At 36.4% G+C, this 16,464-nt stretch carries 13 protein-coding genes and 1 pseudogene; 7 read left to right on the top strand and 7 right to left on the bottom strand.

Annotated elements, in window-relative coordinates; all coding sequences use genetic code 11:
- Positions 1–990 (top strand): FKBP-type peptidyl-prolyl cis-trans isomerase (locus tag OOA_RS20810; protein ID WP_236611157.1); only part of this gene is annotated, 990 nt, incomplete at its 5' end.
- 245 nt (positions 991–1,235) lie between these two features.
- Here the strand turns inward: OOA_RS20810 and OOA_RS01795 are convergent.
- From OOA_RS01795 to OOA_RS01805, 3 genes are all read right to left on the bottom strand, one after another.
- Entirely contained in the window at positions 1,236–2,060 is an 825-nt protein-coding gene (locus OOA_RS01795; protein ID WP_008910408.1) for a helix-turn-helix transcriptional regulator, read from the bottom strand.
- A gap of 1,217 nt (positions 2,061–3,277) precedes the next feature.
- The gene (locus OOA_RS01800) at positions 3,278–3,628 is read right to left on the bottom strand and encodes a nitrous oxide-stimulated promoter family protein (protein ID WP_008910409.1); all 351 of its coding nucleotides are present in this window, start codon (positions 3,626–3,628) and stop codon (positions 3,278–3,280) included.
- A gap of 204 nt (positions 3,629–3,832) precedes the next feature.
- Positions 3,833–4,051: a DUF465 domain-containing protein gene (locus OOA_RS01805; protein WP_008910410.1), complete on the bottom strand. Its 219-nt coding sequence runs from the start codon at positions 4,049–4,051 to the stop codon at positions 3,833–3,835.
- A 273-nt stretch (positions 4,052–4,324) separates the two neighbouring features.
- On the opposite strand from OOA_RS01805, the gene eco reads away from it, so the two are divergent.
- A complete protein-coding gene (gene eco / locus OOA_RS01810) occupies positions 4,325–4,801 on the top strand; it encodes a serine protease inhibitor ecotin (protein WP_008910411.1) in 477 nt (158 codons plus the stop codon).
- Positions 4,802–4,988: 187 nt separating this feature from the next.
- Here eco and OOA_RS01815 read toward each other — a convergent pair whose 3' ends face one another.
- Positions 4,989–5,426 (bottom strand): universal stress protein, encoded by a 438-nt coding sequence (locus OOA_RS01815; RefSeq protein ID WP_008910412.1) that lies wholly within the window; start codon positions 5,424–5,426, stop codon positions 4,989–4,991.
- 410 nt (positions 5,427–5,836) lie between these two features.
- On the opposite strand from OOA_RS01815, the gene OOA_RS01820 reads away from it, so the two are divergent.
- From OOA_RS01820 to OOA_RS01835, 4 genes and pseudogenes are all read left to right on the top strand, one after another.
- Complete coding sequence (locus OOA_RS01820; protein WP_008910413.1) at positions 5,837–6,766, top strand: cation diffusion facilitator family transporter; 930 nt, start codon at positions 5,837–5,839, stop codon at positions 6,764–6,766.
- A 470-nt stretch (positions 6,767–7,236) separates the two neighbouring features.
- Positions 7,237–8,156, top strand: a pseudogene (locus tag OOA_RS20235) (GHMP family kinase ATP-binding protein); the annotation flags it as partial.
- A 13-nt stretch (positions 8,157–8,169) separates the two neighbouring features.
- Positions 8,170–9,210, top strand: a complete 1,041-nt coding sequence (gene galM / locus OOA_RS01830; protein WP_040691000.1) for a galactose-1-epimerase — start codon at positions 8,170–8,172, stop codon at positions 9,208–9,210.
- 254 nt (positions 9,211–9,464) lie between these two features.
- Positions 9,465–10,469 carry a substrate-binding domain-containing protein gene (locus OOA_RS01835; protein ID WP_008910417.1) on the top strand — a complete coding sequence of 335 codons (1,005 nt, stop codon included), beginning with the start codon at positions 9,465–9,467 and terminating at the stop codon, positions 10,467–10,469.
- A 154-nt stretch (positions 10,470–10,623) separates the two neighbouring features.
- Here OOA_RS01835 and OOA_RS01840 read toward each other — a convergent pair whose 3' ends face one another.
- From OOA_RS01840 to prpB, 3 genes are read right to left on the bottom strand one after another with little or no spacing between them, the layout of a single operon-like run.
- On the bottom strand, positions 10,624–12,078 hold the full coding sequence (locus OOA_RS01840; RefSeq protein ID WP_008910418.1) for a bifunctional 2-methylcitrate dehydratase/aconitate hydratase: 1,455 nt from the start codon (positions 12,076–12,078) through the stop codon (positions 10,624–10,626).
- A gap of 14 nt (positions 12,079–12,092) precedes the next feature.
- Positions 12,093–13,256: a bifunctional 2-methylcitrate synthase/citrate synthase gene (gene prpC / locus OOA_RS01845; RefSeq protein WP_008910419.1), complete on the bottom strand. Its 1,164-nt coding sequence runs from the start codon at positions 13,254–13,256 to the stop codon at positions 12,093–12,095.
- 50 nt (positions 13,257–13,306) lie between these two features.
- Positions 13,307–14,191 carry a methylisocitrate lyase gene (prpB, locus tag OOA_RS01850; RefSeq protein WP_008910420.1) on the bottom strand — a complete coding sequence of 295 codons (885 nt, stop codon included), beginning with the start codon at positions 14,189–14,191 and terminating at the stop codon, positions 13,307–13,309.
- 329 nt (positions 14,192–14,520) lie between these two features.
- Here prpB and prpR point away from each other — a divergent pair, with 329 nt between their 5' ends.
- Positions 14,521–16,164: a propionate catabolism operon regulatory protein PrpR gene (gene prpR, locus OOA_RS01855; RefSeq protein ID WP_008910421.1), complete on the top strand. Its 1,644-nt coding sequence runs from the start codon at positions 14,521–14,523 to the stop codon at positions 16,162–16,164.
- Positions 16,165–16,464 lie beyond the last annotated feature (300 nt).

Consider the following 16,464-nt stretch of genomic DNA (forward strand, 5'->3'; position numbering starts at 1 on the left):
TTGAACCAGCAAATAGCGTTACTTAAGCAAAAAGAAGAAGCACTAGCTAAAGTTGATGTAGATAAAAAATCTATTCAAGCTTCGTTAGCTACCAATCTAGATGAGAAGAAAAAACTAGAGTTACAAAATGCAGAATTGGCTAAACAAAATAAAGAGCGAGAACTGCAAATAAAACGTCTAGAAAGTGATATTGATACAAAAGCGAAAAAAGCATCAGAGGTTGATCAACAATTAGTTGAAGCAAATAAACAAATTAGCGCGTTGAAACGCGATACTGAAAAATTAAAAACAGTTGATACTCAGTATCAAGCTCAGAGCGCTGAATTTGATAAACTGAAAAAACAATTAGCTGATAATAGCAAGTTACAAAAAGGATTAACCTCGGCCCAAGAGAAATTGAAGAAACTACAGGCTGAATTAGAACAACAGAAATCGTTAACATCTGAAAAAACATTGAAATCGCAAATTATGGATCTGAATAAACAGATCCTAGAGCTTCGAGATGAAAATGAAAAGCTAAAAGCGAAACCTATTCCTAAGAGTAGTGTTTTATCAGGTATGCCACCTAAAAAACAGGCTAATGAAAACGAGCTAAATATGGTTGCTGAACAAAATAATACACGCAACCAAAAAATAATTGAAGATATTACTAAACAAAAATACAGTAAGCTGGATAGTTTTACCTATTACAAAATATTGCAAAAAGGTAAACCTATTACGAATGTGAAAAATAAAAAGATCACATTTATCATGAGGGAGCAGCTGACAGATGGAACTGTAACTGTATTATATACGGATAAAAATCCAGTTACATTGCCGTATAATGAATTACCAGTACCTCTGAATTCATTTATTGAAAAAGCAGGTGAAGGTGGAATGGTCAAGGTTTATATTAAGCCTGAGGGTGGTTATGGTGTTAAAGGAATACCAGGGCAAATTCCACCAAATTCAATGTCAATTATTGATTTAAAAATCATTAGCGCCAATTAATTTTTTTCTTTTAAAAAAGAGCAGGTTACTTATTAGGTAAGCTGCTCTTTTTTATTTTATTATGAAATGCTTATCAAGAAGCTTAAAGTGATTATATTCTTACTTTTTAAATTGAATCCTAAATTATCAGGTAATAGGTAAAGATTGCCAGTTAGCTACCGGCTAAAATATATATTATGAGACTTAGATAGGGTGGTTTTATATGCCTATCTCTTATTGAACTATTATTAATAGTAACGATAACGTTAGTTATTTGGTATTCTTGATTTACTCGGAGTATACCCAAAACGTTTGCGATAGCTTTGGGTGAAATAAGATTGACTTGAAAATCCTGCTTCCATTGAAATTTCAACAATGCTCATTTGAGTGTTAATAAGTAATTGATGAGCATACAAAATTCTTTTTTCAGATATCCATGAACGTGGAGAGGTTGAATAAACTATATGAAATAATTCTTTAAAAGTCGTTAACCCCATGCCAAATGTTCTAGCAAATTCGATGAGTCGCCATTCTTTTAAAAAATTATTTTCCATGAAATTTTGTAGGCGCTCTGCTTGCCGATTACTTAACTGACGTAAATTAGATAGAAATAAAGCACCTTGCGTACTATAGGATAGTAATAATAAAAATTCAGAAATACGCAAAGAAATAAGAAGTTCTGGATATTGCTGATTTAAAAATGAATCAAAACTATTTTTTAAATCATCAATAATTTTTGATTTGGAAAATTTAATTATATCACAACTCGTATTATCACTTCGTTGTATTTCACTTAATTGAGAACCGTAGCAGTTAATAAATTCTCTTAGAAATTGGTCATCTAAAGCAATCCATAAAAACTCACATTCTGAATCAGAATCGGGGATCCTCAACGCATAAGAACCTTGTTTGTGATAAAGAATATCGCCTGTATTTAAGGATTCTAATGCTACAGGCGTTTCCCATATTAAAGAGCCTCGTTCAATGATAATTAGTCCTTTAGTTGGTTGTTCCACAATAGAATGTGAGTTACTTTTACTAATAATAACTTTTTTTATACATTGTCCATTTAAATTATAACTACTTCGCATAAACGTATCCTATATTTCCATTGCGTAAATAAACGGTATATAAAATTTCCGTGTTTCGATTAATTGAGATTATATAAATAAGTTATTTTAGTGTCACAATTTAATTCCAAGTATTAATAAATATTTCCAAATGATATTTTTTCGGTCTTAATGGCTTATTCCTTCGTGAAAAACAGTTTATAGTGAAATTATTCAGTGTTTTTAACTGTGTTTTTGTTGTTTTGAAGTTTTTTAATTTTTCAGGTTAAGCTTAAGGTGTTTGAAAACAATTTAAGTAAATCTACATTAATTGCTTTTTTTAGTATTAATAGATCTAACTCACTATTTTTAAGGGAATAGGATAAATTTTAGTTATGGATTTAGTTGTCATTCACATCGAAAAACATATCAATAATAAATTTTATTAATGAATTTTGTGGGTGGGAAATGGTTTGATTAAAATAATCTATCGTTCCGATAAGTGATAGGCATTTAAATGACCTTAATATCAATAAAAATAAGATATAAATATCATTTGTTACTCATATTTTGATATTTAGGAGTTTTTCAACAGAAATGATACATGCGTTTTAATAACTAATTTATAATTGGTATTATTTTTGTAGGTTAATTTGTATCTCTAAAAATAATTTATTTTAATATAACAACTAAAAAGAGTACTGGTTTGGTGCTAGGCTGTTGAAATTTTAAGGTCAAATTTTTATTTGAATTAAAGATCCTAATTTAAAGTAAAAAAATAAGGCAAGCAGTATGGTGCTTAGTAAACTTGGCAAAGCAATCCGATGCTGTAAAAAATTACGTTTAATTGAATCCGAAGGGCGCTGTTATTTATAATTTAGGTCTGTAGTGATGTTATTTTAATCACGGTAATACTTGGTATTAGAAGCTTAATGATATTTAAATTATTTGATTTAGTAAAATAAATGTTAAAAATCAATAGGTTATAACTAATTGATAAGTGATGAGGGGAATGTTAGCCATGTTATATGCCTATTAAATTTCAATGTTTTTGAGCTATGGTTAATATCCTTACCTTAACTAATTGATTTTTAATGTTATTTTTTTGGTGGCGGTGTTGTTGCATTTCCCCTACATCAATTACTTAATATTGTTGTAAATAAAGTGATGTTTAGACAAAACCTCATTTTATTCAATATTAATGAATCCATCCTTTATGAACATATAAATGAAAGTAATTATATAAATATTGTTAACCCTCATTTATTAATGTTTTTTCGTATTCTTTCTGGTAATTCAGGTATTGGTTTACGATCATCGAGTAAATGTTTTATTGCTAATATAGGGTGATAAATCAGCATCTTAGGGCCTGACCAGCGCATGACTATTTTCATATGTTCACGCATTTTTGGTTGATAACAATGTATTGGGCACTGCTTGCAAGCCGGTTTTTGTTCTCCATACCGGCACTTTTCAAGCCTATTTATCGCGTAAGCATAAAGCCGTTTATACTGCTCAGGTGAATCAATCGGTGCAGGATATGATTTTTCATAGATTGCTATCATTTTTTCAATGGTTTTTATTTCGCGCTGAATTCTTTTACCTACCATGTTGTTACCTATGCGTTTTGGTAAATAAGATGCATTTAATATACAATTTATTACGTATGATAGGAAGTAAGAATTTAGCGGTGAATAAACGCGTAAAATGGCATAAATTAAAATTTATGCCATTGAGGTATAAAGAAAACCTATATAACTCGCTAAGTGAATATGATTTAGTAAAACTCAAAGTCTAACCTAGCGAGTCGGAAGTCACCCTTTATGTGCTGACTGTATTATTTGTTGCATTTTATCTTTTAAATGCAATTTTTCTTTTTTGAGCTTGGCTACATTCTCATTATAACCAGCACCAGAACGGCCTTCTAATTTGCTGATCTCTTTGTCAAGTTGGTGATGTTTTTCATAAAGGGTTTGAAAGCGGGGATGTGTCGACGCTAATTGTGAAACTAAATCTTGATCTGTAGATAACATACTACCTCCTCAGAGTTGTATTAAGCCTCACATTCAGTATAAGCACTGACTATTATTTATGCATTAGAACGAAATAGAATTTACATAGATTTTATCTAATTTATGATCCTTATACTAAAATAAGAAAAGGTAGAGCTATTTCTGGCTGCTTATCAATTAGCTATTCTTAAAATTAAGAATTATCCATGGTGTTTAATTTGGTGTTTTTGACTTACTATCGGGTATATTTATTGTATTTTTAATTATTTTAATTGAATTGAAAAGGATTTAATAATGAAAAAGATGATTTTATCAGCATTGGCTATTGCATTGGTGTCTTCTTCTGCGATGGCAGCTGGGGAATTAGAAAAGATTGCACCTTATCCTAAGGCTGAGAAGGATATGGTACGTCATGTGATCGAGTTAAAGCCTCAACAAAATGAAGAAAATTACCAAGTAGAGCTGGTTGTTGGTAAAACAACAAAAGCTGATTGTAACCGCCAATGGTATGCTGGTGATTTAGAAGAAAAAACTTTGGAAGGTTGGGGATATAGCTACTATAAACTTGATGAACTTAAAGGTCCTTTCTCAACTCAGATGGCTTGCCATGAACCAGCCAAAGAACGTTTTATCACGGCTAATCTTGGTGATGATGCAACGATTCGATATAACAGTAAATTACCAATTGTTGTCTATGCACCAAAAGATGTTGATGTGAAATACCGAATTTGGTCAACAGATGACCAATTAGTGGATTCAGTTAAAAAATAATTGAATTGAGAAGTGCTGCACTCTTTTTTGTATAAGGTGTGCAGCACATTTTTCGCTATCCTATTGGCAACCTGTTTCAAATCGCGCTGTAAGTTATTTCTACAGTGTGTCTGTAATCCACGTCTCACATTATCTATACGGCATAATGATCTCCGCTTACCACCTACAGGCGATCTGAGTGTATAAATTACCGGATAACTAATACTGATGTTTTTGCATGACGTACAATTGTAGATGCAGTCGAACCTAATAGGTAAGTCGATGTGCTTGGATGATGAGAACCAATGACAATTAAATTTACATCAGCATCATCGGCATAGCTGAGAATCTCATCTTTTGTAGAGCCTATGCCAATCTTACAGACTATCCGCTCATCCGGTACGTTGATATCTTTAATGATTTCTTCTAATGCTCTCAGTGCGAGAACAGAACGTTCTGCTGAATTTTTGTGGCTTTCAGGCAGAATGGTGACTTCAATTCCAAAAAACAGCTCCGCGCTTGGGATTACAGATAAAAAATGAATCTCAGGAGAGCCTAATTTTGCTAATTCTTCAACATGTTTGATGATTTGTGGGTTAAGATCGTCTTCTAATAAATCAATAGGGACTAGAATTTTTTTGTACATAACCACCTCATTAATATGAAAATTTAATTTATTATAGCAGCTAACATTTGATAAATATCTATCGTACTTCAAGTTGTATAATATATGCTGTTAATCAAGTGCTACACTCAGCCATTTAATCAGTATGTTACATTATGGCTATCAGCATATCTTCGATTGTTATGTATATGCAACTCGAATCATTTCATCTATAAGATAAATCATCTAACATTGTCTAAATACTGATTGAGCATGCCAATTAATATCGTTTTATGAAAAATAATGATTATCAATTCGAGTTCTAAACTACAATTAAATAACAAGACTTTTCTTTTATATTGTGCCAATATTTATTGTGCATTTTATAATTTATTGATTTTAAAAGTTTATTTAAATGATAATTGTTTTGTTTTTTATTAAGAATATAGATGATGAGCAAAAATAACTTACCAAATACAACAAGTAATGAATTAAATCTTCAACACGAAAAGTTTAATGCTGCGAAAAAAAGCACTTTGATTAGTGTTGCAGTTAATATAGTTCTATCAATATGGCAGATTATTATTGGTTTCATCTCGCACTCACAAGGTTTAATTGCAGATGGTGTCCATACATTATCTGATCTGGTTGCTGATTTTGTTGTTTTGATTGCAAATAAAAAAAGCCATAAAAAGCCTGATGAGGATCACCCTTATGGCCATTTTCGTTATGAAAATGGCGCATCATTAATTCTGGGGATCATTTTATTGATAGTTGGCGTAGGGATGATTTGGTCAGCCGCTCAAAAAATGCTACATCCTGAATTAATACAAGAGGTGCACGTTATCGCATTAGTCGCCGCACTCGTGTCGTTAATTGCCAAAGAAGGGCTTTTTCGCTACATGTTGCGCGTAGCTAATCGAGTTAACTCAAGCATGCTGGTAGCAAATGCTTGGCATGCTCGCTCTGATGCCGCTTCATCACTTGTGGTTGCTATCGGGATTATTGGAAGTTTATGCGGTTACAAAATTTTTGACCCTATTGCTGCATTGATTGTAGGAACCTTTGTTTTTCGTATGGGCTATAAATTTACTAATCAATCGATGCAAGATTTGATGGATAAAGGTGCTGATGAAGAAACATTGCAAGAAATTCGAACTATTCTTGATGGTATCGACGGCATAGAAGGGTTCCATGATTTAAAAACGCGTAAATCAGGTGATTTTTATTTGGTTGATGTGCACATAGAAATGGATAGTAAAATGTCTATTCTAGCAGGGCATGAAATCGCGGTAAGGGTACGTGATAAACTCATGGAAAATCCATTAATCCTTGATGTGATGACGCATATAGACCCTTATGATAAGGAATGTATTCATTAATTCATTAATTCATTATGTATCACGTTAGGTGGTATGTGTTATGAATAGGGCATGCCATTTAACGATTTGAATCATATATTCATGGATAAAAACTCCCGATTAAATCACTTGCCAATTAAATGATTCTTTAACTATTGGGTATTTTTATTGCTCTATTTCAAGTAAATATTAGCGGTATACTTAGTTAAGCTTGTATTTAAATCATCATTTTTATGATAATTAACTGATGATCAAAGCATTTAGCTACATAATTTAGAGTAAATTTTGTGGTATTTTTACCGCTAATACCTAGAGACAATTATCACCTCTGTTTTTCGTGACATGTCACAACGCATTAATTTATATGATCGTGACATGTCACAACGCATTAATTTATATGATCGTGACATGTCACGCTGAGCAAAAACATCAATTTAATATTTCTCTTTTATCAGTGAGCGCCGTAAAACCCCGCCCTTTTGAAGTGACCCCATAATGATGGATTTGTCTTGCATTGTGCTATTGATTATCAAACGATGACAGCGCAAAAAAGCGAGATAACCGTTTGAACCGGTTTGTTGCAGCTGATTATGGCAATGATATTGATGAATTTAGTTTAGATGAAGAAATGGAATTTTTATCTGAAAAAGGTGGGCAAACTATATTCCTGGTGTCATCAACTTTTTGCTACAAAGAGACTATCATTTTTGTGAATGTGATATTGCCGTTAGTCGTAATGTTCTGCAAGCCTCTGGGTTAAGCTCTTCAGCTTCATTTGAGGTTGTTATTGGCCAAACATTAAAAGAGTTATATCAGCTTAATATCCGCCAACAAGAGATTGCATGGAATGGTCAGCAGGCTGAAAACCAATTTGTAGGCTACCACTGCGACATGAAGGATCAATTGATTTCTGCTTGTGGTGACGAAGGTCATGTACTTTTAATTGATAGCAGAAGCTTAACAACCTCAGCTATTCCAGTACCTGATGATCTAGTGGTGATGATTATCAATTCAAATAAAAAGCCCAGGTTGGTCGATAGCGAATATAATACGCGCCGCTAGCAATGTGAAAGTGTAGCAAAACAATTTGGTGTTAAAGCATTACGCGATATTACAATTGTACCATTTAACCAAAAACAAGCTGAACTTGAGCCATTAGTGGCTAAGTGTGCAAAACATGTTATTACTGAAAATGGTTGATATTGTAGCATCAGTTTTAAGCGAACAAGGCGGCGTGAGAATGACTGGCGGTGGATTTGGCGGTTGTGTGGTGATATTAATGAAACAATAATTGGTTGAACCAGTCATTTTAGCCGTTGAAGTGCAATATCATATATTAACTGAATTAAAAGCACATATTTATGTTTGCCAGCCAAGTGATCGGGCTGGAATTATTAGAAACGCATTATAGTTGGGAGAACAAAATGCAGTTATCAAAGGACCAAGGGTATGTTGCACGTGCATCAAAAGTCATTGCACTGGCTAATAATAATGGCATGAAAATTTTATTGTCTACCCTAGGGGCGAGTTGGATTAGCTGCATATTACCTATGCCAACAGGTAAGCGAGATGTGTTACTAGGTTCACCCAATATGGCGGCACAAATGGACCAAGGTGTCTATTTGGGGGCAACAGTAGGGCGTGTGGCAAACCGTATTGCAAATGCAAGTTTTACCTTAGATAGTCAACGATTCAAGGTGGCAGCAAATCAAGATGAACATTGCTTACATGGTGGATCAGATAATTTTAGTTATCGTGTCTGGAAAGAGATGCAAATTAGCCCGCAAGAAGCTATTTTTTCACTAGTTTCACCCGATGGTGATCAAGGGTTTCCCGGCGAGTTAGAAGCTGAGGTCCGTTATGTGCTAACTGATGATAATAAAGTAATTATTTATTATCGAATTCAAGTGAGTAAGCTCTGTCCTGTCAATTTAACTAACCATGCTTATTTCAATTTAGCAGGTGAAGATGCTGCCAAAACAGCACTTGAACACGATTTACAGTTAGCCGCTACCCATTATCTGCCTACGGATAAAAGCGGGATCCCGACGGGGGAGTGGCGTAATGTGACTGAGACCTTTTTTGATTTTCGGCATAAAAAACGCATTGGCTATGATTTTTTACAAGATGACGACCAAAAAGCCGCAGGTGGTTATGATCACGCAATGATACTCGATAGTAGCTTAACGGATGGTGAGTCAACCGTTGCATCCTTATTTTCTCCCGATGGCGATGTACGGATGGATATTGCGACTACCATGCCATCAATACAAATTTATACAGGCAATTATTTAATTTCAGTACCGGGTAAATCGAAATATTACACACCATTTTCAGGCGTTGCATTTGAAACTCAATTTCCACCAGATGCTATCAATCACCCAGAATGGGGAGAGCAGTACAGTGGAATTTCACAGCCGAATAAAGTTTACCAACAACAAACTAGCTATCAATTTATATTCTAATTCGAGCGCCGTATTATTGCGGCGCTGCATCTTGTTTTTTAGTGGTACTAATGAGGTCAAACTATTTCTTGTCGATATTACGATTATCGATGATATACCCATTGTTTAACATATAGATACGGTGTTTAATAATCTTCAGCATAATTCAACTTGCAGTGTTGTTGGCTACACCAACTACCCATAATATACGAATATATATGCTTATCGTGATAGCTTAGCGGAAACTCGAATTATTTGGTGTATAGAGGTACTACATGGCGACAATAAAAGATGTAGCGAGAGATGCAGGTGTGTCGGTTGCGACAGCCTCTCGAGTGATTAATCAATCACCTAAGGCAAGTAAAGCTTCGATTATTGCAGTCAAAAATGCCATGAATAAGCTTGGTTATCGCCCAAATGCAGCGGCTAGAGCACTTGTTAACCAAAGTTCAAATACTATCGGTGTGCTGGTTAATGATGTATCCGATCCTTTTTTTGGGATAATGGTGAAGGCTGTTGATGCTGTGGCACACAAAAATGGAAAGCACATTCTTATTTGTAATGGTTACCACACTGCTAATGAAGAGCGTCAATCAATAGAGCTATTAATTAATAATCGATGTGACGCATTAGTCATTCACTCAAAAGCATTATCTGATGAAGAGTTAATTGAATTTGCTCAAGAAATACCGAGTATGGTATTGATTAATCGACATATAGAATCAATTGCTAATCGATGTATCTCGCTAAATAACTATAAAGGTGCTTATTTGGCGACCGAACATTTGATCCGTAACGGTCACACTAAAATTGCGTTTATCTCATCAAACCACAAAATTGAAGATGCTGAGCAGCGGCTATTAGGCTACCGTGATGCATTGAAAAAACATGAGATCTCACTTCCTGAAAGCTATATTGAATATGGTGCTCCTTCCGGTGAGGGTGGAGAACAGGCAATGACAAATTTACTGACCAAGTCATTAGAAATGACAGCTATCGTTGGTTATAACGACTTTATGGCAGCTGGAGCACTCGCTGTTTTAGATGAAAATGACATATCTTCACCTGAGCAGGTTTCTGTGATTGGTTTTGATGACGTATTGCTTGCTCGTTATATTCATCCTCGCCTTACTACTATTCGTTATCCGATACAAATGATGGCAGATCATGCGACCGAACTATCGTTAGCGTTGTCACGCCATGAAAATATCAAAGCTGGTGGTTTGATATACTCCCCGACATTAGTTCAGCGTAATTCAGTTCATCGATTAAAGGTATAGCCACTATCGATTCATTTAGCGTAAACGTTATTATTATTTAAACTTAATATGTTGTCTCTTATACAATCATGAATATGTTATGTGTGTGGAATGTTTTATCCTTTGATCAGAAAAAAGGAAGCGATAAATCGCTCCCTTTTTTACGGTTAATTGATTAAATCACAAACAAATCAACAAACTCATTGACTGGCATCGCTTCAAGTAGTGGCTTATCTAATGAAGCTGAAAGAATACGTAGCTGTTGAGTTCGAGGAAATTGGCGTGCAAGGTTAGTTCTGAATTTTTTCAGTAACAGAGGAATACCTTCTTTACGGCGGCGTTTATGACCCACAGGATACTCAATTAAAATCTCGTCGAGGACTTGGCCATCTTTGAGTTTGATCGTTAACCCATTAGCAATAGAACGTTTTTCTGGGTCATGATAATCCTGAGTAAAGCTAACGTCTTCATGGCAGATCATTTTAGCGCGTAATGCATCAATACGAGGGTCGTTAGCAATATTGTCTTCATAATCAGAGGCGGTTAGGCGACCGAAAATAAGTGGAACGGCGACCATATACTGAATGCAATGGTCACGATCAGCAGGGTTGTTTAGAGGCCCTTGTTTATCAATGATACGGATACAAGCTTCATGGGTGCGAATGGATACACTTTCGATATCGTCAGCGCTTTTTCCTAATGATTTTAATTGCTCATGCAATTGTAGCGCTGCTTCAACTGCGGTTTGTGAATGAAATTCCGCAGGGAATGAAATTTTGAACAGTACATTTTCCATAACATAGGAACCATACGGACGTTGAAACTTAAATGTTTGTCCATTAAATAAGGCGTCATAGAAACCCCAAGTTTTCGCAGTCAGTGCACTTGGGTAACCCATTTCCCCTTTTTGTGCCATTAAGGCTAACCTAACTGCTCTTGATGTCGCATCACCTGCTGCCCATGATTTACGTGAACCTGTATTCGGCGCATGTCGATAAGTTCGTAAGCTATGACCATCAACCCAAGCAAGTGAAACGGCATTTAAAATTTCTTCACGGTTTAATCCCAAGAGTTGAGCAACAACCGCAGTAGAAGCTACTTTTACCAATATGACATGGTCAAGGCCGACTTTATTAAAGGCATTTTCTAAAGCAATACAGCCTTGGATTTCATGTGCTTTGATCATGGCGGTCAAGACATGCTTGATTGTCAAAGGTGCTTTTCCTTTGGCAATCGCTTCACGCGATAGCCAATCAGCAACTGCTAGAATGCCGCCAAGATTATCTGATGGATGCCCCCATTCCGCAGCAAGCCAAGTATCATTAAAATCTAGCCAGCGGATCATTGCGCCAATATTAAAGGCTGCCTGAACGGGATCTAGCTGAAATTGAGTACCGGGAACTTTAGCACCATTAGGTACAGCAGTGCCTTGAATGATAGGGCCTAGTAGTTTTTTACAGGCTGGGTATTCGAGTGATTCCATGCCACAGCCGAGCGTGTCTAAAAAACAATAATAGGCTGTTTCATAGGCGAGGTCAGAAATAATCGGATATTGAGTGACATAATCGACGATGTCGACGATGACTTTGTCAAAATTTTGTGAAGCAGGGGTAACAGAAGTTTGAGTCATTGATTTTATCCTTATTAACGCTGTTCCATATGAATAAATAATTTATTTTCTGGGCCAACATAGTTAGCCGATGGGCGAATAATTTTATTATCTTGTCGTTGCTCAATAATATGTGCTGACCACCCCGCGGTACGCGCCATCACAAATAACGGGGTAAACATCGCAGTTGGAATTCCCATAAGGTGATAAGTCACAGCTGAAAACCAATCAAGGTTGGGAAACATGTTTTTTTCACGCTTCATGACTGATTCTAAATGATGAGCAATATCATAGAGCTGGCGATTTGAGCTTTGTTCTGAAAGTTGTAGAGCAACGGATTTAATAATCGGGTGGCGTGGATCCGCGAGGGTATAAACCGGATGACCAAAACCAATGATTACTTCGGGTTTTTTAAGGCGCGCAATAATATCCTGCTCGGCTTCATCGTTAGAGGAATAACGTTGTTGTATTTCTAACGAAACTTCATTTGCGCCACCATGTTTAGGACCTCGCAGAGCTGCAATTGCACCAGTGATAGCGGAGTAAAAATCTGTGCCTGTTCCTGCTATTACCCTTGCTGCGAAAGTCGATGCATTAAATTCATGTTCTGCATATAAAATAGAGGCAATATGCATGAAGCGTTCCCACTGTGCTGGCGGTTTTTTACCGTGTAATAAATGCAAAAAATGAGCGCCAATCGAATCATCATCTGTTTCGGTTTCAATTCGACGTCCATGATGACTGAAATGATACCAATACAGCAGCATAGACCCTAATGAAGCGAGGAGTCTATCCGCTATCTCTTTCGCACCAGACAATGGATGGGTCTCTTTTTCAGGCAAAACACAACCCATCATAGAAACACCAGTACGCATGACATCCATTGGATGAGCATTTGCAGGAATGGATTCTAGAGTCTGTTTAACACTTGCTGGGATGCCTCTCAATGCTTTCAGCTTTTCTTTATATGCGATGAGCTCTGAGCTGGTTGGTAATTTTTCATAGATTAAAAGATAAGCGATCTCTTCGAATTCACATTGAGTGGCTAAATCATGAATATCATAGCCGCGATAGTGTAAGTCATTACCGTTTTTGCCCACAGTACAAAGCGCAGTATTGCCCGCGCTAACACCGGAAAGCGCGACGGATTTCTTGGGTTTAAATTGTGTAGTTTCAGAGGTATTAAGATGTTCATTCATTGGCTTTTCCTTATTAAATTAAAAGGGGCGCAACTTATTTTTTGAATTAATTATTTTTGTTTTGAAAATAGGGCATCTAATTTTTGTTCATAGTCATAATAGTTAATGCTTTGATAAAGTTCCTCACGGGTTTGCATTAAAGGTACTACACTTTTTTGGGTTCCTTGTTGACGAAGCGTGGTATAGACCTGCTCTGCGGCCTTATTCATCGCGCGAAAGGCCGATAATGGATACAGTGCGATAGCAATCCCCACACTACGAAGCTCATCAAGGGTAAATAAAGGTGTTTGACCAAATTCGGTGAGATTGGCAAGAACAGGAACCTTGGTATTACTGACAAAACGCTGGTACATATCGAGTTCAGTGATTGCTTCAGGGAATAACATATCAGCACCAGCTTCGATATAAGCATGAGCTCTTTCAAGTGCAGCATCTAATCCTTCAACAGCAAGCGCATCTGTGCGTGCCATAATAACAAAGCTATCATCAGGCCGAGCATCAACTGCCGCTTTAATACGGTCGACCATCTCCTGTGTTGAAACGATCTCTTTATTGGGGCGGTGACCGCAACGCTTGGCTCCTACTTGATCTTCTAAATGTAGGCCAGCCGCTCCTGCCTTGTATATCGATTTTACTGTACGGGCTACATTGAATGCCGAAGGTCCAAAACCAATATCCGCATCGACCATTAGGGGTAAATCACAAACGTCGGTGATCCGTCTGACATCAATTAAAACATCTTCCAGAGTGGAAATTCCAAGATCAGGTAACCCTAAAGAACCTGCGGCGACACCACCACCTGAAAGATAAATGGCTTTATAGCCTGCACGTTGGGCGAGTAGAGCATGATTCGCATTGATTGTTCCGACTAACTGTAATGGTGTTTCACGGCTAAGTGCATCGCGAAAGGCTTGTCCTGCTGAAATAGATGACATGGTGACCTCTTGTTATCGATTGATAATAAAGTGTAGCTTGGTTTGGCTGATACTCATTTTATTTCAAGATACGGTTAACGTATTCTGAAATACGATGTTGTTAACTCCCTCTATTAATTACATCTTTTATTGAAAGAGCATATTTATCACCAAAATAGTACTTATATTATTTAAGCTATCTTTAGCATTGCAAGCTCCATGCCATAATCAACTTATTGTCAAATAATAAATAAAATCATTTAAAATCAATGAAGTGATGAGGGGTTATTTTTGTGATTGGCAGTGCAGCTTTGAATAAAAATACTGTGATGTTTCAATGAAACAAGATAATGTTAAATGAAACATTATTGAAATCTGATTTCACTAACAAGAGAATGGGAATGCAAAAACCGATTATTTGGACTGTTTCTGTTTCGCGATTATTTACTTTATTTCGCGATATTAGTCCTGAATTTAGTGCACAGGCTGACATTACACCGTTAAATATAGGTTTTGAGCAGGCAGCTGAAGAGGTTAGAGAACGTTTAAAAATAGGGCACTGTGATGCAATAATTAGCGCAGGTTCGAACGGTGCTTATTTAAAAAGCCATGTATCCGTTCCTATTATTATCGTTAAAGTTAGCGGTTATGATGTGATGCAAGCCTTAGCAAAAGCTCGTGAGATCAGTGACAAAGTCGCTATTATCAGTTATCAAGAAATTATTCCATCATTAGATGAGTTCCAGCGAAACTTTGGTTTACAGATAGAACAACGTAGTTATATCACCGCGGAAGATGCAAGAGCCCAATTAAAGTCCTTAAAAGCCATGGGAATTACTGTGATAGTGGGCGCTGGGCTTATTATGGATTTAACTCATGAAGTTGGCATGACGGGGATTTTTATCTATTCCACTGAAACTATTCGCCAAGCATTTTATGATGCGATTGAGTTAAGTCGGATTTCTTATGATCAAAAAACCACGCCAATAGGCTATCAGTCAGAAAACACCACTAAAGTTCGACATACTATTAATGATTTGATTGGTGCCTCTTCTGTGATGGAAAAGGTACGTCAATACATCATGCTGTATGCACGTTCTGATGCCACTGTACTTATTCAAGGAGAGAGTGGCACGGGTAAAGAGATGGTGGCACAGGCTATCCATCATGAGTATCGGCTATTCAATCAACATAAAAGAAACAAAGCACCAATGCCTTTTGTGGCCGTAAACTGTGGTGCTATTCCTGAAAGTTTATTAGAGGCTGAGTTATTTGGTTATGAAGAAGGTGCTTTTACAGGGGCGAGACGGGGCGGGCGTGCAGGGTTATTTGAGATGGCCAATGGCGGAACCTTATTTCTCGATGAAATTGGTGAAATGCCGCTGGCGTTACAAACTCGATTACTTCGAGTATTGGAAGAACTTACCATTGTGCGGATTGGTGGATATCGTCCACTTCAAGTTAATGTTCGAGTGATTTGTGCGACACATTGTGACCTCGATAATTGGGTAAAAGAAGGGCGTTTTAGGGCCGATCTATTTTATCGTTTAGGCGTTTTACGCATGAAAATTCCTTCATTACATGAACGAGGTGCAGATATTTACATGCTAGCGGAGCGGTTGCTTAAACTCGCATTTGCTGGATTACAACAGTCATTACCCACTTTTAGAATTCAGCAATTACTGGGTTGTAGCGAGTTTTTTGAACAGTATTCATGGCCGGGTAATGTTCGAGAATTGCGGAATTTGATGGAACGAGTTGCTCTATTTTGTAGTGCTTATGCCGATAAGGCGATTACCCCAGAGATGCTTATCAATTTGTCTCCGGAGCGAAAAGTAAAAATAGAGAGTCCAGCAACGATTAAACAGGCAGGTGAATCACTTGCCGAGGTCATGAGCTATTTTAAAGGCGATAGGCAAGCAGTTGCTGAATATTTAGGAATTAGTCGAACAACATTATGGCGTCGATTGAAACAGGATAATGTGGGTGGTTGATCGGGAAATTTACAGGCCTATGTATCGAGTGAGAGTGAAAAGCATGACGAGTATCTATTATACATTCGATACTCCTCTCAAAAAACAACATAAAAAAGGGGGCACTTACTTAAATAATGAAACTCAATGGAACAATATTGTAAGAAACTATTTATTTATATTTTTCTGCTTAATTATAGGAGTTTCAAATTGAATAAAAACAAATCAAAACTGATAATCACTATTATTTACAATTTAATCACATTGCATTGTTTTTAAAGGTTTATTTAATTTATTTTCTCTCTGAGTTCGTCGCTGTAG

Origin of the sequence: Providencia burhodogranariea DSM 19968 (assembly GCF_000314855.2) — a bacterium.
Classification (GTDB): Bacteria; Pseudomonadota; Gammaproteobacteria; order Enterobacterales; family Enterobacteriaceae; genus Providencia; species Providencia burhodogranariea.